Source organism: Corynebacterium sp. MSK004 (genome assembly GCF_030232515.1).
Taxonomy (GTDB): Bacteria; Actinomycetota; Actinomycetes; order Mycobacteriales; family Mycobacteriaceae; genus Corynebacterium; species Corynebacterium hesseae.
In genome coordinates this window covers 147,647-173,213 of sequence record NZ_JASPKB010000001.1, presented here as the reverse complement: position 1 = coordinate 173,213, position 25,567 = coordinate 147,647, and the positions used below count along the sequence as shown (strand labels likewise).

General features: G+C 61.2%; 22 protein-coding genes and 2 pseudogenes. 10 read left to right on the top strand and 14 right to left on the bottom strand.

The features are described from left to right. Positions 1-8: 8 nt before the first annotated feature. From QP999_RS00785 to QP999_RS00775, 3 genes are read left to right on the top strand one after another with little or no spacing between them, the layout of a single operon-like run. Positions 9-1,127 (top strand): FecCD family ABC transporter permease, encoded by a 1,119-nt coding sequence (locus QP999_RS00785; RefSeq protein WP_005325331.1) that lies wholly within the window; start codon positions 9-11, stop codon positions 1,125-1,127. Further along, entirely contained in the window at positions 1,127-2,221 is a 1,095-nt protein-coding gene (locus QP999_RS00780) for a FecCD family ABC transporter permease (RefSeq protein ID WP_005325330.1), read from the top strand. The genes QP999_RS00785 and QP999_RS00780 overlap by 1 nt, the downstream gene beginning before the upstream one ends. Before the next feature lie 50 nt (positions 2,222-2,271). Beyond that, a complete protein-coding gene (locus QP999_RS00775; RefSeq protein ID WP_019176090.1) occupies positions 2,272-3,054 on the top strand; it encodes an ABC transporter ATP-binding protein in 783 nt (260 codons plus the stop codon). A gap of 10 nt (positions 3,055-3,064) precedes the next feature. Here the strand turns inward: QP999_RS00775 and QP999_RS00770 are convergent, their stop codons facing one another. The 3 genes and pseudogenes from QP999_RS00770 to QP999_RS00760 form a co-directional block, all read right to left on the bottom strand. Then, entirely contained in the window at positions 3,065-3,703 is a 639-nt protein-coding gene (locus QP999_RS00770) for a DedA family protein (protein ID WP_005325329.1), read from the bottom strand. 173 nt (positions 3,704-3,876) lie between these two features. Continuing rightward, positions 3,877-4,893 (bottom strand): iron-siderophore ABC transporter substrate-binding protein, encoded by a 1,017-nt coding sequence (locus QP999_RS00765; protein WP_005291893.1) that lies wholly within the window; start codon positions 4,891-4,893, stop codon positions 3,877-3,879. Positions 4,894-4,958: 65 nt separating this feature from the next. Then, positions 4,959-5,904, bottom strand: a pseudogene (locus QP999_RS00760) (methionyl-tRNA formyltransferase). A 77-nt stretch (positions 5,905-5,981) separates the two neighbouring features. Between QP999_RS00760 and QP999_RS00755 the strand changes: the two are divergent. Continuing rightward, on the top strand, positions 5,982-6,548 hold the full coding sequence (locus QP999_RS00755; RefSeq protein WP_284847377.1) for a hypothetical protein: 567 nt from the start codon (positions 5,982-5,984) through the stop codon (positions 6,546-6,548). 453 nt (positions 6,549-7,001) lie between these two features. On the opposite strand, the gene QP999_RS00750 is transcribed toward QP999_RS00755, so the two are convergent. Further along, positions 7,002-7,313: a helix-turn-helix domain-containing protein gene (locus QP999_RS00750; protein ID WP_062036437.1), complete on the bottom strand. Its 312-nt coding sequence runs from the start codon at positions 7,311-7,313 to the stop codon at positions 7,002-7,004. Positions 7,314-7,948: 635 nt separating this feature from the next. On the opposite strand from QP999_RS00750, the pseudogene QP999_RS00745 reads away from it, so the two are divergent. Beyond that, a pseudogene (locus QP999_RS00745) lies at positions 7,949-8,689 on the top strand (IS3 family transposase); the annotation flags it as partial. Positions 8,690-9,133: 444 nt separating this feature from the next. Beyond that, positions 9,134-9,331, top strand: a complete 198-nt coding sequence (locus tag QP999_RS00740) for a hypothetical protein (RefSeq protein ID WP_158014578.1) — start codon at positions 9,134-9,136, stop codon at positions 9,329-9,331. A gap of 175 nt (positions 9,332-9,506) precedes the next feature. Here the strand turns inward: QP999_RS00740 and QP999_RS00735 are convergent, their stop codons facing one another. Both QP999_RS00735 and QP999_RS00730 read right to left on the bottom strand, forming a co-directional pair. Beyond that, positions 9,507-11,693 (bottom strand): 3-hydroxyacyl-CoA dehydrogenase/enoyl-CoA hydratase family protein, encoded by a 2,187-nt coding sequence (locus tag QP999_RS00735; protein ID WP_284847376.1) that lies wholly within the window; start codon positions 11,691-11,693, stop codon positions 9,507-9,509. Next, the gene (locus QP999_RS00730; protein ID WP_284847375.1) at positions 11,694-12,854 is read right to left on the bottom strand and encodes an acetyl-CoA C-acyltransferase; all 1,161 of its coding nucleotides are present in this window, start codon (positions 12,852-12,854) and stop codon (positions 11,694-11,696) included. A gap of 307 nt (positions 12,855-13,161) precedes the next feature. Between QP999_RS00730 and QP999_RS00725 the strand changes: the two genes are divergently transcribed. Both QP999_RS00725 and QP999_RS00720 read left to right on the top strand, forming a co-directional pair. Continuing rightward, the gene (locus QP999_RS00725; protein WP_284847585.1) at positions 13,162-14,325 is read left to right on the top strand and encodes an NRAMP family divalent metal transporter; all 1,164 of its coding nucleotides are present in this window, start codon (positions 13,162-13,164) and stop codon (positions 14,323-14,325) included. After that, a complete protein-coding gene (locus QP999_RS00720; protein ID WP_502870646.1) occupies positions 14,316-15,095 on the top strand; it encodes a putative hydro-lyase in 780 nt (259 codons plus the stop codon). Before QP999_RS00725 ends, QP999_RS00720 begins: the two co-directional genes overlap by 10 nt. A 260-nt stretch (positions 15,096-15,355) precedes the next feature. Here QP999_RS00720 and QP999_RS00715 read toward each other — a convergent pair whose 3' ends face one another. From QP999_RS00715 to QP999_RS00680, 8 genes are all read right to left on the bottom strand, one after another. After that, on the bottom strand, positions 15,356-15,955 hold the full coding sequence (locus tag QP999_RS00715) for a GntR family transcriptional regulator (RefSeq protein WP_284847374.1): 600 nt from the start codon (positions 15,953-15,955) through the stop codon (positions 15,356-15,358). Positions 15,956-15,977: 22 nt separating this feature from the next. Beyond that, positions 15,978-17,774 (bottom strand): acetyl/propionyl/methylcrotonyl-CoA carboxylase subunit alpha, encoded by a 1,797-nt coding sequence (locus tag QP999_RS00710; RefSeq protein ID WP_284847373.1) that lies wholly within the window; start codon positions 17,772-17,774, stop codon positions 15,978-15,980. A gap of 24 nt (positions 17,775-17,798) precedes the next feature. Next, positions 17,799-19,346, bottom strand: coding sequence for a 5-oxoprolinase subunit B/C family protein (locus tag QP999_RS00705; protein ID WP_284847372.1), 1,548 nt, complete (start codon positions 19,344-19,346; stop codon positions 17,799-17,801). After that, entirely contained in the window at positions 19,346-20,107 is a 762-nt protein-coding gene (locus tag QP999_RS00700) for a 5-oxoprolinase subunit PxpA (protein ID WP_284847371.1), read from the bottom strand. Before QP999_RS00700 ends, QP999_RS00705 begins: the two co-directional genes overlap by 1 nt. A 223-nt stretch (positions 20,108-20,330) precedes the next feature. Beyond that, complete coding sequence (locus QP999_RS00695; RefSeq protein WP_284847370.1) at positions 20,331-20,696, bottom strand: hypothetical protein; 366 nt, start codon at positions 20,694-20,696, stop codon at positions 20,331-20,333. 419 nt (positions 20,697-21,115) lie between these two features. Continuing rightward, on the bottom strand, positions 21,116-21,859 hold the full coding sequence (locus QP999_RS00690) for a hypothetical protein (RefSeq protein ID WP_284847369.1): 744 nt from the start codon (positions 21,857-21,859) through the stop codon (positions 21,116-21,118). A 295-nt stretch (positions 21,860-22,154) separates the two neighbouring features. Next, a complete protein-coding gene (locus QP999_RS00685) occupies positions 22,155-23,153 on the bottom strand; it encodes a sortase family protein (RefSeq protein ID WP_227485844.1) in 999 nt (332 codons plus the stop codon). Between the two features lie 155 nt (positions 23,154-23,308). Continuing rightward, entirely contained in the window at positions 23,309-24,271 is a 963-nt protein-coding gene (locus tag QP999_RS00680; protein WP_284847368.1) for a DUF2891 family protein, read from the bottom strand. A 202-nt stretch (positions 24,272-24,473) separates the two neighbouring features. Between QP999_RS00680 and QP999_RS00675 the strand changes: the two genes are divergently transcribed. Next, complete coding sequence (locus QP999_RS00675) at positions 24,474-25,316, top strand: RelA/SpoT domain-containing protein (protein WP_350309524.1); 843 nt, start codon at positions 24,474-24,476, stop codon at positions 25,314-25,316. A 1-nt stretch (position 25,317) separates the two neighbouring features. Then, positions 25,318-25,548, top strand: coding sequence for a hypothetical protein (locus QP999_RS00670; protein ID WP_070597191.1), 231 nt, complete (start codon positions 25,318-25,320; stop codon positions 25,546-25,548). Positions 25,549-25,567 lie beyond the last annotated feature (19 nt).

Sequence of the window (25,567 nt, the reverse complement as noted above, 5' to 3'; positions counted from 1 at the left end):
AGGGATGCATGGCTATCTCTACCCCGCATGCGCAATCCCCTTCTCAATCACACCTGGGGTCTCGCGCGGACGCTACTGCGGACGCTTCTGCCAGCGCTCCATCAGGTAAAATCCCGCGTCGCCTCGTCGGCCTCGGCGTCCTTTTCCTCCTATTGCTCGCCAGCATCGTTGCCAGCATCGTGTTTGGATCACGGCAGATCCCTTTTGGAGAAGTGTCCGCCGTGTTCCGCGATCTCGGCACGGCGTTCGGCCACGCGGAGGGGCTGAATGTGGATCAGCGCGTGATCGTCGAGCTCCGCATTCCCCGCACCCTGTTGGGCCTAGTCGCCGGTGCTGCCCTTGGCGCCTCCGGTGCATTGATCCAAGGGCACACGCGCAACCCTCTCGCGGACACGGGCATTCTCGGCATCAACTACGGTGCGTCCCTGGCCGTGGTTGCCAGCTTCTCCTTGCTGGGTGTGACGTCCGTGTGGGCTACCAGCATGTGGGCGTTCGGTGGGGCCATCGCTGCTACTGCGTTGGTGTTTAGTTTGGCGTCCATAGGAGGAGGACAGGCCAATCCAATGACGCTGGTCCTCGGCGGCGCGGCTTTGTCCGCGGTCCTCAGCGCCATCATCAGCGGTTTTATCCTCACTGACGATGCCAATCTGGATCGCATGCGCTTCTGGACCGTCGGCTCCATCGCGGGCCGGGATCTCACCGTGTTCTACGGCGTGCTGCCGTTTATCCTGGTGGGCCTCCTGCTGGCGTTCATCACGGCACCGCAGCTAAACCTCCTGAATCTGGGCGATGACATCGCCTCCGGACTGGGCATCAACACCCAGCGCGCCCGCCTGATTGGCATGGCTCTGATCGCACTGCTGGCCGGTGCCGCGACAGCTGCCGCCGGCCCCATCACCTTCATCGGCCTGGTGGTCCCGCACCTCGTGCGCGCCATCACGGGCCCTGATTACCGCTGGATCCTCCCTTACTCTGCCCTGACGGGTGCGGTGATGATGCTGTTCGCAGACGTGGTGGGCCGTCTGATCGCTCGTCCGGGCGAGTTGCAAGTAGGCATCATCCTCGCGTTCGTGGGCGCGCCGTTCTTCATCGCCCTTATTTATCGACGCCGGGTGGTGGCCATTTAATGAGTTCCCTCCTTGCCCGCCCTACCTCTTCCACTATCCCTGGGCGCCCGCCATTCCGCGTGGGCTCATTTTCTGTGGTCTGGCGCCCTCGCGCGTTGACGGTGTCTCTATTGCTGCTCGTGGCGATCGTCTTGCTAGCGGCGGTCTCCATCGGCCTGGGTGACTATCCTGTGTCCCCGGCTCGTGTGCTGGAGGTGCTGTTCACCGGCCAGGGCACCCGCATTGAGCGTCTGGTGGTTTTGGATTGGCGCATGCCTCGTGCGCTGACGGCCATTCTGGTGGGCTGTGCGCTGGGATTATCCGGAGCCCTCACTCAGTCCGTGACTCGCAATGCGCTGGCCAGCCCGGATATCTTGGGCTTCACTACGGGCGCGTCCGCGGCCGCGGTCACCGTCATCACTCTGGGTGGTGGCGCTGGTGGTTTCCTCGGCTGGCTCAGCAGCATCGGCATTCCCTTGGCCGCGGTGCTTGGTGCGGCTGTCACCGCAACGGTGATGTGGGCTCTGGCGTGGAGGAGATCGACTGATTCCTTCCGGCTAGTGCTGTTCGGCATCATCATCTCTGCTCTGTTGACCTCGTATATCAACTTCCTGATGATCCGCACGGAGTTGCGCGATGCCGCGGCCGCGCAGTTCTGGCTTACTGGCTCCCTGAGCACTGCGGACTGGTCCAAGATGTGGCCCATCGCCATTGTTGTGTTGGTGTTTACACCGCTGCTGGCCTGGATTGGTCACCAACTTTTAGCCACCTTGCTGGGCTCGGATACTGCACGGGCTTTGGGACAAAACGTCCAGGGTGTGCAGGTGCTTCTGCTCGCCGCTGCCGTGGCTTTGGCAGCAGTGGCGGTCTCGGCCGCTGGCCCCATCGGGTTCGTCGCCTTCGTGGCCCCACAGGTGGCGCTGCGCTTGTGCAACTGCTCTGCACCACCGCTTCTGGCCTCTGCGCTGACCGGCGCTGCGCTACTCCTGCTGGCAGATATCAGCACCCAAACTCTTCTGCCCGTAGAGCTGCCGGTGGGCATTCTCACCTCGGCAATCGGCGGTGCGTTCCTTATTTATTTGCTGGTCCAACGGAATAGGTCAACCACGGCATGAGAAAAGATCCCACCCTGGAAGTTAGCAGTGCCGCGAACAAAGAAGGACACATGACTCAGAAGCACAGCATGAGCGCACGCGGCCTCGCCGTGGGCTACGGCGACCGGACGGTCATCGAAGGCTTGGACGTGGACTTTCCTCGCGGGCAGATCACCACAATCATCGGCCCCAATGGCTGCGGCAAATCCACGTTGTTGCGAGCCATGTCTCGTCTCCTTCCGGCGAATGAGGGCGAAGTGCTGTTAGACGGCGCCGATATCTCATCCATCAGGCGCAAGGACCTCGCACGGACCATCAGCGTGCTGCCACAAACCCCTACCGCCCCGGAGGGACTCAACGTGGCTGATCTCGTCTCGCGCGGTCGGCACCCACACCAATCGTGGATCCGTCAGTGGTCGTCCACGGACGAAGCCGAGGTGCACAAGGCGCTGGAAATGACTGGCTCGATGGGGCTGGCGGAGCGCACCCTGGATTCTCTGTCCGGAGGGCAGCGGCAGCGTGTGTGGATCTCCATGGTTCTTGCGCAGAACACGGACATCCTGTTCCTGGACGAGCCCACCACCTACCTGGATCTGGCCACGTCGGTAGAGATTTTGGAGCTGGTGCAGCGTCTACGCCGAGAGCTGGATCGGACTGTGGTGATGGTGCTGCACGATCTCAACTTGGCTGTACGCTACAGCGATAATCTCGTGGTGATGAAGGATGGACAGGTCCTCGCCACCGGGCGTCCCAGCGAGGTCATTACCCCAGAGCTACTGCTCGAGGCGTTTGCCCTCAACGCGCTAGTCATCGAGGATCCTGTCACCGGCGGTCCGCTGATCGTCCCCAAGTGACGATCAGGGCTTAGTCCTCCATCAGCTCCTGGGCGGGAGTCTTCTTGGACTTCCGCCAGTTGATCATCGCGGAAATCACCACCGGAGTCACAGACACCAGCACGATGACGATGGCGATCATGTCGATGCGATCCGCAATGCCCGGGATATCCCCCAGCAGCACGCCAATGCCGACCATGCTGACAATCCACAGCACTGCACCCGTGACGTTCCATCCCACGAACTTCTTGTACGGCATCTCCGCGGTACCAGCGGCCACGGGAATGTAGGTACGCACGATCGGGATGAAGCGCCCCAGTACCAGAGCCAACGGCCCGTACTTCAGGAAGAAAGCCTCGGCTTGTTCGAGGTGCTCGGTTATGAGGATCTTGGCGTCGGGCTTAAACAACTTGCGGCCAAAGCGGTGGCCGAGCCAGAAACCTACCTGGTCGCCCAAGAACGCCGCGACGATGGCCACGCCCACCAGAATCGGAACGTTCAAGCCCAGCTGATCGCGCAAGATTGCCGCGGTGACCAGCATGGAATCGCCGGGGAGGAACGGGAAGAGCACGCCGGATTCAATAAAGATAATCAGCGCAATGCCGCCGAGCGCCCAGCCGCCAAAGTTCTGGAGCAGGGTGGTGGCGTCCATGAGGTCGCTTAAGTGCACAGGGAATCCCTTCTAGAAAACAACTGGTCTATTCTTACCCCGGTTTCTGACCGGAATACAGGCAGCTCGCCCCTAGCGTGCATCCGTTATCCCCATGAGTGCCCGTCCCCTAGCCAGCAACAGCAAAACCGCCCCAGCACGTTCATGCGGGGCGGTTCGGCAGTTGATTCAGACTACTTCGTGGCGTCTGCCAACGGCTGCTCGATCTTGTCCAGCAGGTAGTTCAGGCTCAGCACGGTCTGCCATCCGAAGGCCTTTTCCAGGTCGCCTTCCAGGTAGACACTGTGTCCGTCCTTCACGGCGGGCAGCTTGCCCACGATCGGATCCTCGGTCACAGAAGCCTTGCTCTGCTTCGGAGAGTAAGACAGTTGATCCCACACCAGCACGTCAGAGTTGATCTGGTCTGCGTTTTCCTTGGAGACCTCACCGTAGAACTTGTCCTTGGTGATGCCCGCGTAGGCCGGGTTGATCTTGAATCCCAGCTCGGTGAAGAAGCGGCTACGCGGATCGCCCTCGGCAAAGACAGCCAGGCTCTCGTCGGAGACAGTGGCCACGCCGAGTTCCTTTTCGGCCCATTCTGGGTGGCGGCCCTTGAGCTCTGCGAACTTCTCCTTGACCTGCTCCACCTGGCGCTTTGCCTCTTCAGGCTTGCCCACGGCCTGCCCGATCTCTTCCGTGGTCACGTCCCATGGTTGCTGTAGTTCTTCGTATTCGCCCTTTTGTACGACGACAGGGGCGATCTCAGACAGCTTCTTGTACGTGTCTTCATCGATGTCCGAGTACACGGCCACGATGAGGTCTGGATTGTCCTTGGCGATGGCTTCCGCGTTGACTTCTGTGTCCTTGTCGATCCGAGGAGTGTCGCCCTCGATCTTGTCATTGGACCAGTTGCCCGCAGCCTGACCATCCGGGGTCATTCCGTCCCAGTACTTCACGGAGACAGGAGTAACTCCCAGCGCCAGCAGTGCGTCCTGATCCGTGTAGCCCAAGGAGACCACGCGCTGCGGGGCTTCCTTGATTTCGGTGGAGCCGTAGCGGTGCTCGATGGTGGTGGGGAATGCGCCCTGCTCGGCGTTGACTGCCTGGGAGTCCCCGGAATTTCCGGACTGGTCATCAGTCGAGCAAGCGGTCAGTGCCGCGCCCAAGGTCAGCACAGCAGCGGTGCTAACGAGAATCTTCTTGAGTGTCATTTTTCTCCGTTGTTACTGGTGACGGATTTCCGCGCGAGGCGTGGCCCGTACACAAAAGGGAAAGGTCAAACCTTTGGTTGGATATATCCAGCCCTATGTCCAAAGAATTCGGTGGCGGTCAGTTCCGAGTTGTCGTCGAGACGAACACGATCCAGAACAATCGCCGGCGCCGGCACGTTGGCACGGGGCGATCCACAGACCACCGCGATTCCTCCCTCGTGAGGGATGGTGACTCGGCCGGGGGTTCCGCCGAAGCGGCCCTGCGAGACGTGCGCGGAAAGCACGCGGACGCGCTGGCCTCGGAATTCAAAGTAAGCATTGGGGGTACGGGTCGGACTGCGCCCTGACCAGCAAGGCGATATCTTCCGCAGGTTGGGTGAAATCTATGCGAGATTCCTGCTCGCCGCGCTTGTGGAAGTACGTAGCGCGGGTGGGATCTTGAGGTTGCGCAGTGGCGGTGCCTTGGGCGACGTCACTCAATGCGCGTTCCACGAGGGGCTCGATGAGGTCGATGGTCTTGGCCACGAGATCCGTGGTGGTGTCCTGCGGACCCACGGGGATCGCGCGCTGGGCAACGATGGGTCCGCCGTCCAGCACTTCATCCATCTCGTGCACAGTGACGCCCACGTGAGTTTCCCGGTTCAACAGCGCCCACAGGATGGGCGAAAATCCGGCGTACTCGGGCAGGAGACCATCGTGGACATTCAATGCGCCGTGCTTGGCCAGGCTGAAAACCTCGGGAGGAAGCCAGGTTCGCCAATTGTTGGCCACGATGATGTCTGGTGCAGCATCGCGCAACGCCTCAATGACGTCTTGACCCACGCGCTCAGTGACACACACCTGGAGCTCATGTTCGCTGGCGAGCTCCTCAACGGAGTCTGCCCACATTTGCTCATAAGGGTGATCGCTGGCAGGGTGCGTAACTACCAAAACTACTTCATGACCAGCATTGATGACCGCAGACAACGTCCGGTGTCCCCACGACTGATAGCCGAAAACAGCAACTCGCATGCAGGGGATGTTAGCTTAGGTTTACCTATGTAGTCAATGATGAAAGTGGCGCAATTTTCATGCCAGACTCCCCGGACGTGACCACCCTTCACCGAATCTCGGTGCCCGCGGATGCGGAAGCCCTCGTTTTCCCGGACCCCTACCGCTCGAACGTCGAGCTCACCGAATCGATGTCCACCGTCGATGTGCGCATCCCGGCGCACTCAGCAGTGACCTATAGCTTTCAATCCGGCGAGCTGAAATATCCCGATCCACATAACGCACACGGCGCAGGCCCACAGGCGAGCCTATTGAGCGGCGATTCTGTGGACCAGACACTCTGGCCGCCTCGCTCCCCAGAAGTCATCGCGGACTTGCCCGGCGCACGCCTGTCCATCGACCGGAAGGTATTCGGCAGGCGCTGCACCGCGCGCCTCGATGACCGCGGTGCGGATACCACCGTGGTGTTTTGGATGGCGATGACTGGATCCATCTGCATGACCTCACGGGCGCACTGGACCGGGCAGTCACGGCAGGGCTTATCCCCCAGATCAACCGCGTCTTCCTGCCGGCAGCCAAAGACCGCAGCGAGGAGTACACCTCCCAAACATTCGCCAGCGCACTGGCCACCGAGCTTCCGCCGATCATCAACAGCAGCCACATAGTCCTGGTGGAGCCATGGACGCGTACGCGCAATATCCGGTCTTTTTTATCCGGCTTGGAGGCATGCGAGAAAAGATTGGCCAGGTATAGATGCTTGTACCCGGTGATCTGGGGCTGCCCTCGGGGTGGAGGGCAGCCTTTTGGCCCCATTCTGCTGTCTGGGTGAATGGTGACTGATTTCCGAGATCGGTGGGTCTTGCGCTGGGGTTTTCCCATAGCCCGGCCTTTTCTTCGACCAGTTTTACTGGCGTAGTAGTTTTTCATGGCCTCGGCTGCGTTTTTGATTCCACTGACGGGGCAGCGACGGTTGACGAGATGGAGAAAGGGGCGGGCGCCCTTGGTATCGGGACTCCAGACAGCATCAAGCCGTTCTTGGTGTTGAGGTGACCATCGTTTCCCGTGGTCTCGTTGCCACAGCAGTTTTGCTGCCTCCCGGTGACGCCGGATTTCGGGAGTTAAAACATCTGTCTCAAATGAAAAACGGTGCGGTTTTTTAGTGCTGGGTTGGTTTCGGCCTCTTTTTTGATCAGCTTGTTCACGCTGCTGGCGTTCACGCCGGCAGCCAGGAGCTGATCTTTTCTTGCCCGGTAGTTTTCGTCGTACTTCTGCCAGGCTTCGGTGAATGCGTTGAACCCCCAGTGTGCTGCCCGTGTCATCTCCTCAAACAGGGCTTCTTGCTGAGGGGTGGGAATGAGCCGAAACACGAAGCCTTCGTGGTCATGATTGGTGTTGGGTGAGGATTTTTTAGCTTGTGGTGAATTGGTCATCCTTGTTGCCCTTTCGTGGTGAGTGGACGAGCAGGATAACTACTGGGGTGGACACCCTCCGATAGCGTCGAACTTAAATTCGAACTGGGTAACGGTGGTTCACAGGGGCGCAGGGTCCTGTTAGGGTGGCGAGCGTCTCCCCGTAGAGGGGGCCGTCGGCTCCGGACGGAAGCAGACGTTAAAACCGCACGTGGATTGCATTACTGAATTTCCGGGCATGGGCCCGGGGAGACGGTTTTGCTTGGAAGCGTGCAGAGTGCAGTTTCGGCTGTATCTCAGCGTCATCCCGCGAGGGATGTCTCGCCTACTTGAACTTTTTGGGGCGTCTTGATCAGCTTTTTCGCTGCTCAGGAAGAGGTTGCCCCCCCCTAGGCGCATGGGCGATCCCACACCTCTTGCACTTTTTGTTCCACTTGGTTGTTTTCCCTGGCTGCATGGGGGATTTATATCGATGCCGGGGTGGGTCTTTAATCAGGTGTGTCTTTTTGGGGTACACCCTATTGTTACGCCGGTATGCGGCAGAATGTTTCCTGTAAAATAGGGCCGTTCCTAGCATTGTTTTACACGTGTCTAGCGGGGTCTAGGTCTTATGTCTACAGAAAAGTGGTGAGTGTGATGTTGCCGTCGGATTGACACGAATCAAGGCCATCTTCGATGATGAGCACGGGCTTTATGGTGCTAAACGCATCGCTGCAAGCCTCAACGACGATACGGACTTCGGCCCGATCAATCACAAGAAGGTCGCACGCATCATGAAATCCATGGGCCTGAAAGGCTTTACTAAACGGCGTCGGTGCATCACCACCAGGCGCAAGCCTGGCCACCGCGTCATGCCAGATTTAGTAGGCCGCAAATTCACCGCTGATAAGCCGAACCAGGTCTATGTAGGCGATATCACCTACCTGCCGTGTAAGGGAGGCAAGAACATGTACCTTGCCACAGTCATCGACGTCTACTCGCGCAAACTCGTCGGACATGCACTCGCCGATCACATGCGGGTATCGCTGGTTATCGAGGCTTTGTCTCATGCCAGGAAAGTCCGCGGAAGCCTTAAAGGGGCAATTTTCCATTCCGACCACGGTAGTGTGTACACCTCACAGGCATTTAGGGACCACTGCGCCCAACTTGGTGTACGCCAATCCATGGGAGCAGTGGGTACAAGTGCCGATAATGCCCTAGCAGAATCGTTTAACGCCACCTTAAAGCGTGAAGTTCTGCGTGATCGGAAAGTCTTTGACAATCCCATCGTCTGCCGTCAGGAAGTCTTCCGGTGGTGCATGCGCTACAACACGCGCAGACGGCACTACTGGTGCAACCTTCTAGCCCCTGATGCCTTCGAAGCGCTCACATCAGCTACACTGACCCAAGCAGCATAGCTAACCCCCGACGTGTCTACTTTCCGGGGGTCAGGCCCTGCCGCTGGTCAGCACACGCACATGCAAAGAGCATCCCTGAATACGGCAACAAAGCAACGAAAATGGTGACTTTCACCCCGGTGTGCTTGAAGGGTCGTACAGGCGCATTTTCGTACCTGCCCAATCCACCTGCATCGTATGCCCTGGTGCATGGGTGATCCGGGCGGTCAGCCCGGCCGCGTCGACATGGGAGGCAACCAGTTGGCGGAACCGGTCGTAGCTGTAGTGACGCTGGCCCGGCTGGGCCAGCGTTGTGGTGTAGCGAGCCCACAATACTTACAATGTTAGCTTCACACGTCTTGTGCGTGCTTTGACGACCGCGTCAAAGTCAATCGGGACGAACGTGCCTTGCCCGCTACTGCGCTTATCTACGAAAATCGCGTCCAACTCGTTATTGATGGGCATGTGAAATATGACGGAATCACCTACGGCAAACCGGTGGATGAGGTCATCCGGGCGGAGCGGCAGCGTGAAAAGCACATCCAGAATCTAGGCTTTGTTGTCTTGCCGTATTCCCCGAGCGAATTGCTTTATGAAAGACCACGAGTGGTCAGTGAGGTGCGGGCAGCGCTCAAGGCTGTGAGGTCGCACCGTAGCGCATAGTGGTGGGGTGGAAAGCGAGCCTCATCAAGCACCGCCGAGTTTAGATGGTCCTTCTACTTTGGTTTCTTAGTGCTGATAAGGGACCATCTCCACACCAAAACCCCATACAAATGGTCCCTTTGCTGAGTAAAGGGGACCAGAGTAAGGGGACCATTTGCGATGAGGGTGGCGCAGGCTAGTTGTTGAGCGGCTTGCGGGTCGCGGCCATGTGCTTGGCGCGCTCCACGTTGGCGGGCAGGAGGACCAGCGGTACGTCGTACTCCACCTCGCGGTCGCAGAACTCGGTGAAGCTCAGCGAGCCGGAGCCGGTGTACATCTCGGCGAGCTTGGCCACGATGACGTGGTCATTCTCGGTGGTGCCCTCGATAGGCCAATCGCGGTCGAGGGCGGGGGAGCCGGAGTACATCTCAATCTCCTCATCGGCCGGCGGGGTGTAGGAGCCGGCCAGGGTGGCGGCCTCCTCCATAGCGCGGGCGAGGACGTGGTCGTAGGACATGAGCACGACATCATCCGAGGACAAAAAGCCAGCCTTCTGTGCCTCGAAAGCAGACGAGAAGTTGCGGGCGGACGCGATGAAATCGAAGGCCTTCTGGTGATAGTCTTCGACACCGGCCGCCTTGAGGCGCTCCAGCGAGGAGATGGTGCCCGTCCACCCGGGGTAGAGGCCCACGGTGCGTTCCGGGAAGCCCAGGCGCGTATCGGCGTGAGCCACGATGCGGTCGCAGGCCAAAGCGGTTTCGAAGCCACCACCCAAGGCAACGCCACGCACAGCCGCCACTACCGGTACCGGAGCAAACTTGAGCGCACGCAAGGTCTTCGAGCCATCCGCAATCAATGATTCGACGCGCGAAGCTGAACCCGATTCACCTGCGGCCGCGATGGAGGCAAGATCCGCACCCGCGCTGAAGACCGGTTTGTCGTTTGCAATCACCAGCGCCACAAGATTCTCCGAGATCGCAGCTCCCAGACCGGCGCGGATGACCTCGAGGGCCGGAGTCGGCAGCGAATTCATCGGCGTATGCAGGTCGATGATGCCGATACGGCCAGCAGACGTGGATACCGCGTGGACAGCGCCCGCATCCAGAGAAACGATGGTCTCCGTATCCAAGGAAGCCAAGGTCACGACGCCCTCGCGAGGCGCGAGCTCCTGGCGTGAACCTGTTGAGGAGAGCACCGAGTCCTTGCCGTAGAAACCGCCCGCCGAAGCCGCGGCGGAGACCAAGGCCGGAACGTTGGAGCCGTAGGCGGAGGCGACCCAGTCGATGCCGATGGCGTCGGCAAGCGCGAAAATGCCCTTCTTCCAGCCGAAGCCCAAGGTCAGGCCCTCGTCGATGAGGCCCACGTGCTCAGCAATCTCAGGTGCGACCTCGCAGCAGTACGCCAGCGTGTCGAGGAAGACCGCGCGGGCGAAGCGGCCGCCGGGGGAGTCGGTCTCCATGACCTCACGCGGATCCTTGAGGCCCGCGACAGGATCGGAGGGCTGAGAGCGGGGTACGTACTCGTAAGAGGAGTTGATGACCTCGTTTCGGCCCCGGTAGAAGCCGCCCTCACCGGTGCGGCCGGTCAGCCCCCGAGAAACGAGGCCCTCGATGAACGCGTCATCGCCGAGGGGTACGTCCAAAAGCGGATCGCCTGCCGGCAGGGCCGTCTCCAGGGACTTCCAGATCGGCTTGACCAGCTGGAGGCCGATGTAGTCGAGCAGCCCGAAAATACCGGTGCGGGGAATGCCGAAGGCGCGGCCGAAGGAGGCGTCGGCAAGCTCGTAGCTCACGTCGAACTCGCGGGCGCGGGCCACGCCGGCGGCCATCCAGTAGCAGCCCACGCGGTTGGCAATAAACCCCGGGGTGTCGCGGCATTCGAGCGCAATCTTGCCCAGGGTTTGCTCGATGGTCGTGCGCAGAGCGGCCTCCGTGGAGCCGGAAGCGATGAGCTCCACTAGACGCATGACCTTCGGCGGGTTGAAGAAGTGCGTGATAGCGAACTTCTCGCGGCGGGCCTCCGGCACGCCCTCCAGGAGGGAGGCCAGCGGCAGGGTCGAGGTGTTCGAACTCAACAGAGCATCCGCAGACAAATAAGGCTCGATGGCCTCGTAGAGCGAGTGCTTGGCGCCGAGGTCCTCGAAGATGGCCTCGATGACCCACTCGCGGTCCTCCAACAGCGCGTAATCATCGCTGGCGCGCACGCGCTCAGTAAACTCCGGCAGGTGGAAACCTTTGCGCTTGAGCTGGATATCGACGCCGCGCTGGGCGCCTTCCGCATTTTGGTCCAGCAGGACAACGTCCATCCCAGCGGACGCGCAGAGGGCGGCGATGCCGGAACCCATGGAACCGGCGCCGATGACGGCTACTTTGGTGATGCTCATTTACTTCGCTCCGTTCTCAATAATCATGGCGATTCCCTGACCGCCGCCGATGCACATGGTGACCAGGCCATAGCGCTTGCTTTCGCGGCGCAGCGCATAAGCCAGCTTGGTCAGCAGGATGACGCCCGTGGCACCAACCGGGTGGCCATGCGCGACGGCGCCACCGTAGACGTTCGTCTTGGCCGGGTCGAAGCCCAGCTGGTCCTGCACAGCAATGGCTTGGGCGGCGAAGGCCTCGTTGGATTCGATAAGGTCGATATCCGCCAAGCTCAGGCCTGCCTTCTCCAGGGCCTTCGGGACGGCGGCGATGGGGCCAATACCCATGCGCGTCGGGTCTACGCCCGCGATGGACCAAGACACAATCTTCGCCAGCGGGTCAAGGCCGCGCTTGTCCACCTCGTCGGCGGTGGCCAGCACGGCGGCCGCCGCACCATCGTTGATGCCGGAGGCGTTGCCGGCGGTTACGGTTCCGTTCTTAACAAAAACCGGCTTGAGCTTCGCCAGCTTCTCGACGTCCGTCTCCCGCACCGCCTCATCAAAGTCCAGCTCGCCGACCGGGACGATTTCTTCCGCGTGGACGCCTTCCGTGCGAGCCTTGGCGGCGCGCTCCTGGGACTCGGCGGCGAACTCGTCCTGGCGCTCGCGGGAGATGTTGTTATCCGCGGCGACGTTTTCTGCGGTCACGCCCATGTGACCGGTGCCGAAGGGGCAGGAGAGTGCGCCGGTGAGCCAGTCGTAGAGCTTGCCGTCACCCATGCGCTTGCCAAAGCGCGCGCCTTCGACGGAATACGGCGCGTTGCTCATCGATTCCACGCCGACGGCTAGAGCCAGGGAGCCGTCGCCAGACTGCAGTAGTTGTGCCGCGCTGATGACTGCCTGCACACCGGATCCGCAGAGGCGGTTAACACCCATGGCGGTGGAGGAGTCCGGCATGCCTACGTTTTTAGCAATGGTCCGCGAAAGGTAGAGGTCCTTCGGCACGACGGGCATGACGTTGGAGGCCACGGCGGTATCGAGGTCGGTGCCGGAAAGCCCCGAACGCTCAATAGCCGCTTCGGCGGCAAGCGAACCGAGATCAGTGAGGGAAAGGCGGGCCAGGCTGCCGCCAAATTTGCCGATGGGCAGGCGCGCAGCTCCTGTAATGTAGATGTCCTGGGGCATGAGTTCCTCCGTAAATTTTACGAATCGCCATTAGTTAAAGCCGTATCCTAGGTCACTTTTTAGTGTCGTGCAATAGGGGCTGCGTCCAGGTGTGTGTGGCGCTGCAGTTTCCACAGGGTGTAACGTGCGCCACCCCCGCGCTGTTTACAGATTGTTCAACAACCCCTATGCTTTCACCAACGTTTAATGCGACCTTCGTCACGAAAGGTGCCCAACAATGAGTTCGGACCCCACCAAATCCTCCGCTTCCCAAGAAGCCGCCCAGAACGCGCCGCAAGAAGCCCAGGCCCCCAAGGGCATCGGCGCCATGGCCGGCGCCATGTTCCTCATGGCTACCTCCGCCATCGGCCCGGGCTTTTTGACCCAGACTTCCGTCTTCACCGTGCAGATGGGCGCGGCCTTTGCCTTCGCCATTGCGCTGTCGATCATCGTCGACATCGCCATCCAGCTGAACGTGTGGCGCGTGCTCGCTATCTCCGGCATGCGTGCCAACGAGCTGGGGAATACTGTTCTGCCTGGCCTCGGATGGTTCCTCGCCATTCTCGTCTTCATCGGCGGCATGGTCTTTAACATCGGCAACATCGCCGGCTCTGGCTTGGGTCTTAACGCCCTGCTGGGCATCGATGCGCGCATCGGCGGTCTTATCGCCTCCGCTATCGCTATCTTCATTTTCTTGTCCAAGCGAGCCGGCGTAGCGCTCGACCGCATCGTTGCGGCGCTGGGCGCCATCATGATTCTGCTCATGCTCTACGTGGCGATTGTCTCTCAGCCGCCGGTGGGTGAGGCGTTGAAGAACACCGTCATGCCAGAAAGCGTTGACTTCTTCGTCATCACCACCCTCATTGGTGGCACCGTGGGCGGCTACATCACCTTCGCCGGCGCGCACCGCCTCATTGACTCCGGCCTGTCTGGACCGGAAAACGTCAACGCGATTACCAAGACCTCTGTCCTCGGCATCATCGTCACCGGCATCATGCGCGTGCTGCTCTTCCTTGCGGTCCTCGGGGTTGTGTCGACCGGTGTTGCGCTCTCTGAAGACAACACGGCTGCCGATGCCTTCCGCCAAGCCGCCGGTGAATTTGGTCTCCGCGCCTTCGGCGTCGTCCTCTTCGCTGCCGGCCTGTCCTCCGTTATCGGTGCTTCCTACACCTCGATCACCTTCGTGACCACCCAGAAGGTCAGCCCGCGCACCCGCAATTTCCTAACCGTAGGCTTCATCGTTGTCTGCGCTATTCTCTTCGGCATTCTTAATTCCGCACCGCAGAAGCTCCTCATTTTCGCGGGCGCCTTCAATGGCATCATCCTGCCCATCGCTTTCGCCATGGTCATGTGGGTGGCGTTCAAGCGCCACGACCTCACGCACGGTGTTAAGCAGCCGATGTGGCTGCTCATCGCTGGTGTCCTGGCGCTGCTGTTGGAAATCTTCATCGGCGTTAAGTCCATCTCGGGAATCGTTAACCTATGGGCATGATGCAGACTCCCGCAGAAGTGCGCGCCTTCGCCCGCGCCCACGACATGACCACCACCGCTGGCCATGCCCGCGGCTTCATGCAGGCCAACCTCATCGCTTTGCCGCAGGAGTACGCCTTTAACTTCCTGCTCTTCGCGCAGCGCAACCCCAAGCCGTGCCCCATCGTTGGCGTGCTCGAGGCTGGGCAGTTCACTTCCGACCTCATTCGGGACGGCGATATCCGCACAGACATTCCCGCCTATAACATCTACGAGGACGGCCAGCTCACGCAGACGCTTGGCGACGCTTCCCCCTTCTACTCCGAAGACATCGTCTCCTTCCTCATCGGTTGTTCCTTTACCTTTGAGAATGCGCTTGTGGAAAACGGCATTTCCATCGCTCATATCGAGCAGGGCCGCAACGTGCCGATGTATCGCACGACGATTCCCTGCACCCCGGCGGGAGTCTTCTCGGGGCCGATGGTTGTCTCCATGCGTCCCATTCCCGCGAGCCAGGTGTCCGATGCCGTCCGCGTCACCTCTCGCTACCCCTCCGTGCATGGCGCCCCGGTCCACGTGGGCGACCCGGCTGCCATCGGCATCGAAGACCTATCGCAGCCCGATTTCGGCGAAGCCGTCGACATTCCTGAGGGCACAATCCCGGTCTTCTGGGCGTGTGGCGTGACCCCGCAGGCCATCGTGATGAACTCGCGGCCCAGCCTGGCCATCACGCACGCCCCGGGCAAGATGTTGGTCACCGACATCCCGGACCGCGACTTCCTCATCCCTTAGATTCTGCGCAGTGGTGCTACCCCCCAAGCTCTCAGTGCGCCGATACATGGTTCTACTCAGATGGTTCTGGTCAGAAGGTTTGTTTGGGGGCAAACAAACCTTCTATGCGTGCATAGATGGTTCACTTGGGGGTAAACGAGCCTTTTGACCCGAACCATCTCACTCGAACCATGTGGGGGGGCTGGTTAGCTTCGCGCGGGTGGAACCGGCTAACAGGAACCGGCTAACAGGAGCGGAGGCCTTACCAAGGGCCTCGGAAACTAAAGGACCCGGAGAATCGATTCCATCGCGCGCATCAAGTCCGCGCGGCAGGCATCGGCGGCGGCCTCACGCTCGCCCTGCGCGATGAGATGGGCCAAATCGATGTTGGCCTGCACGTGGTTATCGTGAATCTGCGGGTAGCGCTCCAGCGTCAACAAAAAGGTCAAGCGCATTCGCGCCAGCAGGTGCGACATCGAGCGGTCCAGCGTCGGAGAGCCCAGACCGGCGACTAGCTGCTTGTGGAAGCGCTGGTTGATGAGGGGGCGGGGAGCGTCGACAAGCACGGCGGATTCGGTCAGCCGCACCAACTCGCCTGGGTCCTCAAAGTCGGCGTAGCGCGCAGCGGCCGGCTCGATGGCGGCGCGGGCTAAATAAAGATCGCGCACGAAATCGGCATCCGGGGTGGCAATGAACACGCCCCTGTGCGGGATGCGCTCCACGATGCGCTCGGAAGCGAGCATAGCGAAAGACTCCCGCAACGTGTTGCGGGAGCATTCAAAGCGCTCGGCCGCGCGGACCTCGCTGAGCTGTTGCCCAGGCATGTACTCGCCCTCAGAGATGGCGGCGCGGAGCGCGGAGGCGACGGAATCTGCAAGCATGCGACTTACAGTAGCCCGCCGCTTAAGAAATCGTGGCGATTACCGCGCCCGGTTCCAGCCTCGAGCCTTCCTTTGCCATACGGCTCAGCTTGCCCGCGGTCGGAGCCTTGACCGCAGATTCCATCTTCATCGCCTCGATCGTGGCGATGGCCTGGCCTTCTTCGACCGTCTCGCCGTCTTCTACATTCCATGCCACGAGGTTGGCCTCGTAGGGGCAGGTCACTTCGTTGCCGCTGCCGCCGGCCCCAGACGCCGCGCTTGCCGACGCCCCCTTCACCGGCCCCTGCGACAACATCTCCGTGGGGAAGCCTACGCTGACCAGCTTGCCGTCGATTTCCAGCGCCACGCGGGTGCGCTGCGCGTAGATGGCCTCCACCGGAACGGTGGCGCTCGTGGCCTCCGCGGAGGGACGGTAGTTATGGTCGAGCCAGTCGGTGTAGATGCCGGCTACGGCGTCGGCATCGCCGTGGTCCACGAGGACCTGGGAGGAGACCATATCGCGGTGGAAAGGCAGGACGGTGCGAACACCGTCGATATCGAATTCCTGGAGGGCCTGCTGCGCGCGCTTCAGCGCGATCTCGCGGGTCGGGCCCCAGACCAGCAGCTTGGCCACGAGCGAGTCATAATAGGGCGGCACGATGGAACCGGAGCGCACGCCTGAATCAACGCGGATGCCAGGACCCGTCGGCGGCTCAAAGCGCACGATGGTGCCGGGGCACGGAGCGAAGCCGTTGAGGATGTCCTCGGCGTTGATGCGGAACTCGAAGGCGTGGCCGTCGGACCTAGGGTCCGACGCGTCTGAAGCGGATGCTTCAGACGAGGAATCGGAATCGGATGTTGCGCCGGACGCGAAGGAGAGGGGCTCGCCAGAGGCGATGCGGAACTGCTCGGCGATGATGTCCACGCCCGTAACCATTTCGGTCACCGGGTGCTCCACCTGCACGCGGGTGTTGACCTCGAGGAAGGAGATCGTGCCATCCTCGGAGACGATGTACTCGACGGTGCCAGCACCGGTGTAGCCGACCTTCGCGCAGATGGCGCGGGCGCCTTCGTGGATGCCGGTGCGCTGTTCGTCGCTAAGCGCGGGCGCCGGGGCCTCCTCGATGAGTTTCTGGAAGCGGCGCTGCGTGGAGCAATCGCGGGTGCCCAGCACGGCGACGTTGCCGTGCGTATCGGCTAGAATCTGCGCCTCCACGTGGCGCGGGTGGGTCAGGAATTTCTCCACGTAGCACTCCGCGCGCCCGAAGGCTTCCTTGGCTTCGCGGCCGGCGGAGTTGAAGGCGGCCTCGATGTCCTCGAGGTTCTCCACCACCTTGAGGCCGCGTCCGCCGCCGCCGTAGGCAGCCTTAATCGCGATAGGCAGGCCGTGCTCCTCAGCGAAGGCGCGGGCTTCCTGCCAGTCATCGATGGGATCTGACGTGCCTGGTGCCAGTGGGGCGCCGACCTCTTCGGCCACGCGGCGTGCGGCAATCTTGTCACCGAGCAGCTCGATGGATTCCGGGGAAGGCCCGATCCACGTCAGGCCGGCCTCCGCCACGGTGCGGGCGAAGTCCGCATTCTCCGAGAGGAAACCGTAGCCGGGGTGGATGGCGTCGGCGCCGGCGCGCACGGCGATATCGAGCAGCGCCGGGATGTTCATGTAGGTATCCGCCGCGGAGTTGCCGGGCAGGGCATAGGCTTCATCAGCCACCTGGGTGTGCAGGGCGCCGGCATCGGCTTCGGAATAAATGGCGATGGAGCGGATGCCCAGGTCACGCGCGGTGCGGGCAATACGGACGGCGATCTCGCCGCGGTTAGCAATAAGGACTGCAGAGATCATGGGTGGGTGTTCCTTTACTAGTGTTTAAGCGAGTTCAAAGCGGACCGTCGCCCCCGGCGGGAGCTGCGCGGCAATATCGATATCTTCTTCGAGGACAGTGGCGATGACCGGGTAGCCGCCGGTCACGGCGTGATCGCGGAGGAAAATCACGGGTTCGCCACTCGGCGGAACCTGGACTGAACCTGCGACCATTCCCTCCGAGGGCAGCTCGCCCTCTCGTGCACGGCTCAGGGTCACGGAACCTTCCGGGCCCACCAGGCGCACGCCCACGCGGTTGGACTGCGCGGTAACGGTCCACTCCGTAGCCAAGAATGCCTCCAGGCTTTCGGGAGTAAACCAGTCATCGCGCGGACCGAGCACGCAGCGCAGCACACCCTCGGTCTGTCCGTGCGCGCCTTCGCGAACGCGCATCGGGTTGCTCAGCTGCGCATCGGTCATCGCGGTGGAGCGGGGGAGGACACCGATGACGTCGCCCAGTCGCACCGGGGCAGGCCCCAGCCCGGAGAGCACGTCGGTGGAGGCTGAGCCCAGCTCCGCATCCGCCACGATGCCGCCGCGGATAGCGATGTAGTTGCGCAGGCCCACCGTCGCGGGATCCACGGTCACCGTTGAGCCGGCCGTGACGAGCACCGGGCGCGCGAGGTGCACCGGCATATCGTCCAGCAGGACGCGGGACTGGGCGCCGGTGACGCACACGACGGCGTCGGTCAGCGCGCGCAGGCGAATTCCGCCTATGTTCTCCAGCACGGTGGCGCCGCGCGGGTTGCCCACCGCAACGTTGGCCGTGGCCGCCGCAGCCAAGTCTGCAGCACCCGAGGGCGTGACACCCAGGTTGCCGCGGCCGGGGCGGCCCTGATCCTGGAAGAGGGTGAGCAGGCCGGCGTCGAGGACTTCCAAGCGCGGCAGGCGCGCGGGGGTGCGGCGGCCAAAAGGCGTGGTGGAGACCACGTCCGGCAGCGAGCTCACCGCGCGGTAGCGCACGCGGTCACCGGGCTGGACCAGTGCCGGCGGGTGGGCATCGGATTCCCACATGGGGGTCGAGGTGGTGCCCAACAGCTGCCAGCCGCCCGGGGAGACGCGCGGGTAGACCGCGGAGAAACCGCCGGCGATACCGACGGCGCCGGCTGGGACCGCGGTGCGCGGGGTGGCGCGGCGCTCGATGTTGAAATTCTGCGCCGGGTCAGCCGGGGTGCAATAGGTAAAACCGGGCGCGAAGCCGCCAAAAGCGGCGAGCCACTCGGTGGAGGTATGCCAGTCAATGAGGCCTTCGCGCGACATGCCCATCAACTCGGCGGCCTCATCGAGGTCCTCGCCGTCATAGAGAACGTCGATCTCCACAAAGCGCGGATCCTCGCCCGCCTGCGCGGTGGGGCGGAAATCCTGCAGCTTCTCAGCGGCTGCGGCGGCGGAGTTCGGCGTGGCAAAGGTCAGCAGCAAGGTGGTGGCGGCGGCAATCGCATCGACTTGGTCCTTGAGCGGATTAGCGTCGAGCGCCGCGTGCCACGCCATGACCTGGGACAAGTCCTCCAGCTCGATGAGCAGCGCGCGTGTTCCTACGGGGTGAATCTGCATCAGATGGCGCTCCGAATCTCAATTCCGCGCGCCTGCAGTTCCTTGACCACACCGCGCAGCAGCTCTACCGCACCGGGCGAATCACCGTGCGTGCACACCGACTGTGCATCCACGTTGAGCACGGAGCCATCGATGGCGGTAATGGAGCCGGTTTCGGCGACCTCGAGCACGCGCTTGACGACGTCCCCCTCATCACCCATCACCGCATTCGCCTCTCGCCGTGAGACAAGCGTGCCATCGGGGTTGTAGTTGCGGTCAGCGAAGGCCTCGCGGATGACGGTGAGTCCCTTCTTTTCGGCGATGTCGACGGCGACGCCGCCGGGCAGCAGCATGACGGGCAGATCACTGAAGGCCTTGATGCCGTCGATAACGGCGTGGGCTTGGGCTTCGTGGTGGACGATGGTGTTGTACATCGCGCCGTGCGGCTTGACGTAGGCCACCCGAGTCCCATTGGCCTGGGCCAAGGCTTGGAGGGCACCGATTTGGTAGGTGATTTCGGCGGCAAGCTCGGCAGGGGCGTAATCGATGAAGCGACGTCCGAATGCTGCTGGGTCGTTATAACCAACGTGCGCGCCGACGGTGACGCCTGCTTCTGCGGCCGCCTTGAGGGTGCCCGCGATGGAGTGCGGGTCGCCGGCGTGGAAGCCGGTGGCGACGTTGGCGGAGGAGACGAGCTGGAGCATCGCGGCGTCATCGGCAACGGGGTTGCCGGCGGTGGTTTCGCCGAGGTCAGCGTTGAGGTCTATGTGCAGCGCGCTCATAACAGGAGGACACCTCTTCTGTAGTTCCCAAATTGTTGAACAATCGATGGGTGCCTAGTGTAGCCCGCATCACGTAGGTTTGTGAAGTGTGTCCCGTATCTGTGGATGGGTGGGACGTGAAAACACCCCCATCACGACGGTGATGGGGGTGCGGCTGCCTCGCGCCGGTGGGACGGCGCTGCTAAGAGCTTCGCGTTTGAAGCTCGATGGTGCAGGAATCAGATTAGAACGGGAGGTTGACTCCCAGTGCCTGTGCTGCGGCCGGTGCGGCTGCGGCCAGCGCGCCTACGACGCCGAGGACGATGACGGCGATGCCCAGCCCAGAAGGCTTGCCGTCCTCGGAGGAGAGCTTGCCCTTGATGTCGTCGGAAGAGCTCTGGTCCTCGCTGCTCTGGTCGCCCTTGCCTTCGTTGCTGCTGCCGGCGTCGCCGCCCTGGTTGCTGCTGCCGTTATCGCCTTCGGTGCCGGTACTGGAGGTGGCGTTGGCGCTCTGGCCGGTGGTGTCTTCAGCGTTGGCGGCGGTGACGCCTGCGAGTGCGAGGGCGCCGGCCAGGGCTGCGGCGGTGAGGTTACGGGAAATGCGCTTCATGTTTCTTACTCCTGGGGTTAGATCGGGAAAGTTTGGTCAACGCCGTATCAGACGATGTTGTCACCGTTAACTGATGTCGACTTCCCACATACTAACCGAGAAATAGTGAGATAGGTCAAACTATTTCCACTTTTTAAGCTACTCCACGCAAATTTTCATGAACGCGTCAGGGTGTGCTGGCGCGTCGGATGGCGCCGGGCCTTGCTGTGGTGGGATGAAACTTCCTGCGTGGTTCGGGTTTTGGGGCTTGCTTGCGTGCTAGTTCATCTATTGAATCTTTTAACTTCCTCCAAGGGGTGCGGCCAGAAAAGTGGTGGCCCAACGGGCGCATAAAACCGCAAAAGCCGCGTCTCTCCACCCCCGGTAGGGAGAGGGGGAGACGCGGATGGGTTGCCTGTTGGCCCTAGGCCTTAAACCTCTTAGATGAAGAGCTTGCGGCGAGCAACGACAGCGCCAGCGGCGATCATCGCTGCGATTGCCAGTGCGGCGAGGCCGCGAGCAACGGTGTTGGAACCGGTCTCAGCGGAGATACCGCGGGACTGTGCTGGGGTCTGTGCGGCGGTGCCTTCAGCAACCTTGCCGCCCTGGGCGATGACCTCGTCCTTGTTCTCCTGCAGCATCTTCTCGGAAGCGGCCTTCTCCTCAGCGGAAGGAGCGTCCTTCTGAGCTGCCTCTTCGGACTTCACGTAGGTCTTGCCGTCCTTGGCCAGGTACCAGGTCACGCCACCGATGATGAGGGCGGCCGGCAAAGCCAGCCAAGCCAGCTGCTTCTTGTCGAACTCGGCGCTGGTCGGCTCAGCCTCGGACTCGCCGTTGATCGGGTAGTCAACGGAAGACGGAGCGGTAGCCTCGCCGGTGGCTGCCATGTCCATGTCCGGGGCCATCACGCTGGTGGTGGTCGGTGCATCTTCCTCGGGTGCTTCGGCGTCAGCCGCCTGAGCCTGCTGCTGCTCCCAAATGAAATCGGCCTCTTCCTTGGTGAGCTTGGTGTCGCCAAGTTCGTTCTTGTGGATGTAGCTGCCGTCTGCCTGCTTCACGTAGGTCAAGCCATCGACCTCGATCGATTCCGGAGCTGGGATCTGGGCAGAGGCAACGGCGGTGCCGCCCAGTGCGAGGGAACCAGCCAGAACGGCTGCGGTCAGGGTGCGGTTGATGCGCTTCATAAGCTTCTCCTTGCGGGGTTGTGAGGTATGTGAGAGGGATTCAACCCGACGTGAACCACAATAGCCACACTTTCCACATTAATCACAAGGGTTTCGAAATTTCGCTCCGTAACATGGCGGATGCTTTTCGTGCCAAACGGGTGGCATGTTCGGTGGGTTGAGGCCCTCACGGGCGGCGCTGCAAGGTCTGTTAACCTGCAAGGATAAGAACGGTGTTGTCTGTTGAGCTGCGAAAATGTTCGATAACTGCGCGTAGTGGCGGAAATCCCCCTGAACGGGGGATGCTGCACCAGGCTTAGCTCTGTTCTGCGGCGGGGTCAGGAGCTTCGGTTACGCCCTCAAACTGCCATCCCACCACGGCATTGCGCACCGCAGCAGCCAAAGGGTTGGCCGGCTGGATGCAGCTGATAGTGAGAAGGCGACCGGGTTGGGCATCGGTGCCCCAGATGCTCTCGTCCTGCTCAAGGCCGTCCTTCGACGGATCGTGCAGATCTGTTGCGGTGTATACCAGCCATTGCTCGCCGGAGTTCTGTGTGCGCAGGTACAACTTGTCGCCCACAGAGGCTTTGTGCTCGTCGGCGCTACCGTCATAGAGGTTATTGAACACCGCTGGTACTCCCGCACCGGTATGTCCGGCGACCACCACGACGTCCTGCGCATCCGTACCAGGGAGCGAATAGGGCTTATCCTCCGCGGTGTAGGTACAAGCCTTATTCATCGAGTCGGGGTTGATCTTATTGTCTTTGATTCGACAGGAGCCTTCTTCAAACTCTGCGCGCACATCAATTGTCGGGATGTACATCTCCACCGCTGGGGAGGGCTCGATGACGGCGGCGGGTTCCGCAACCACATCGGTTGGTTGTGGCGCGGGCGCGTCTGGCTCCTTATTGAACTGGAGCGCGGCGACGATGCCGACGAGAACCATCGCCAAAATAAGGAGAACTCCCAACCCGCGACGGCTGATGGGTGTTCGCGGGCGCGATGCTTGGCGCCGTGGTGCAGTCTTTGTTGTTTGCTTCGGTGTCGTTCGGGTCGGCGCTTGTTGGGATGGCGTTTGTTGGGCAGGCGCCGACGTTGAAGCGGATCGACGGGAAGGGGAAGTTGTCGACGGGGACGAAGCTAGGCGATCGTGGCTGGGGCGGCGTCGCGGGCGGTAGGAAGGGCGCTCAGGGGCAGTGCTCTCGCGGTCGTGAGTAGAGCCCTTCTGGCGGGCACGCTCGGCGCGCAGATCAATACGGATTCCTTCTTCTGGCAGGCGGTAGTTGTCGCGCTGTGCCGAGTAGCGAGAATCCATAGTGAGCTCCTGAAGAGAACGATAATTAGAAAGTTACAGTACTACTCGCTAAGTAACTATTCCGTATGCGCTCACTATGGCTGCAGGGGCAGTCTTGGCTTGCCGGCCTGAACTCTCGGCCTGGATGGCTGGTGATGAGGAAGCCTTATTTGTGGCTAATGTCTTGCATCAACGGCGAACTGAAAGCGCAGCGCGTAGGTGATGAGCCAGTGGGTGGACATGAAGTGGCCGTCGACAAGCTGCGGTTGCGCACTGGCTGCTAGTGCTTGGGCGCGTGGTAGGACGGAGGCGTCGAAATGCTCGGCGAGTTCAACGAGCATCCATGCTCTGGTCAGCGCTAGGCCGTAGAGGTGGGCCAGGCGGCCGTCGGTTGGATCGAGCACCTCCGGGATCTGTGTAAGGGAGTCCAGCGCTTCGGTGCGGTGGGGAAGGAAGCCGTCGAACCATTGTGTGAAGTCTGGCAGAACGCGCGACATGAGCAGGGCCTCCGATAGCCCGTTGGACAGGAAATCGTGCCCGGACAGCTCCCACTCCAGCGGGTAGTTGTGGTCGTCGCGGAAAAGGCGGACAGCGGCCTCGCGCACCGAACTCGCCAGCGAATCCAGTCCGAGTTTCTCCGAGGCCTCGAGGATGAGGAAAAGGTTGAAGGCTGTATTGGAATGCATGCCGTGGCGCACCGGTTGGTTGAGTGATTCAAGCCAGTCGTGGCAATGCTGTGCGGTTAGCTCAACGAGCTTGTCCATCGCTTCGCTGGGGCGGACAGAGGCTAGCTGTAGCAGCCAGGCGCGCCCATAGGGCATTTCATATCCGGGGTGGGCGAGGAGGTAGTTGTATTCCGTGGTGAGGGCTTCTGTGCTGAGGCGATCGTCGAGAAGCGCGGCAAGTTCTTTGGGAGACTCGGGCCCGAGAATCTTGTTTAGTAGCGCGCCTGAGTACTGCATGTGGACGCTGGAGTGCCAGTCGAAGCAGCCGTAGAAACTGGGGTGCAGCTCGCGCGGGCGCACGTCGCAGTCTTCTGTGGAAGCGCTCGTGTGGTGCATCGCGGCGGGGAATTCGCGCTCGAGTGCGGCCATAATTGCTTTCGCCCAGGCGCTGGAACAAGTTTCTAGCGTGGTCATGCGTCAAGTATGGCAAAGCTGAAGGTGGGATGTGCGTTTCAGCGCAAACGTCGAACATATATGCGAAATCGTGGTGTTGGTGTCCGGTCGCCCTCGTAGTCTTTAGGGCAGGCATCCAAGGGGTGGGGGATGTGTGGGTGTCTGAAAATGCTGGCAATGCTCTTCGTCTTTGGGGGTTGCCACTATCGAAGAAGGGGGAACTGTGCAGTTCTTGGAAAACAGGCCGACGACGTTTAGTAAGAGACAAGTACATCGAATAGGTAGTGCGTTGCGCACTGGGCAAGAGATCGATGAAGAGCTATATCGGCGCATACTCATACATCAGTCTGCTCTTTGTGACCATCTTGAGTCCTTGGCAGCGTCGACACTGAATGAACTGAGCGTGCCGCTGGAGCGCTCGACAGATTCCGTTGTGGAACCGGACTCGACACGATTCCTTATAGGTTCGCGGGTCAAGACTCGGCAGGTGCTCGTTGAGAAACTGCGGAGAATGCCGAGCTTCCCGCTAGAGAGCATCCAAGATTTTTCAGGAGTGCGAATGGACTTTGATGTGACGCTCTCTGAACAATCAAGGCTGGCGGAGTTGCTTGCTCAGGACTTCGAAGAAAGGGGAGCCGACCGCGTCAAAATTCAGGATATGAGAGAAAAGCCGCACTCTGGGTATAGGGCGATCCATTTACATATTTACTCTCCGGCAGGCCGGGCTGAGTTTCAGCTCCGGACGGCGCTCCAGTCACGATGGGCTAACCTTTATGAACTTGCTGGTGACTTGTACGGTCGCGGCATCCGATACCTTGAGTTCGGAGAGCACGTACCGTTGCAATTTGAGACCCAGGTTCGCTCGTTGCATGAGCTTTCAGAAGTGGCGCATAGAGTAGAAAAATACTTCGATGTGCTCTCTTCTCCGTTTGCCGAGCGCCCAGTGGAAACGGTGGAGTTGCGTGAAGCCCGGCTATTGCGGCAAAGGACTTCTAGGATGTTGGATAGGCTAATTAGTGAGCTCGACCGGAGACGGACAGAAAACGAGTCGGAAGGGAGTAAATAGTATGCCGGCTTTTCTTATTAAGTATCACCGTCCGACGGGTGCACTGAATGTCACGGAGTTTGAATCCCTAACTGCGGCAACTCTTGCCCGTCACGACCTCGATCAAATCAACGATGACCCAGACGTTGAGCTCGTTGCCATTGGCGCTGAAAGCCTAGAGTCCGTTCGACACACGCACGCGCGCTACTTCTTCCGTGAGAAGACCGCGCCGCCGTATCCCTTTGTGGCTTAAGCTCAAAGCTTTGAAGAGC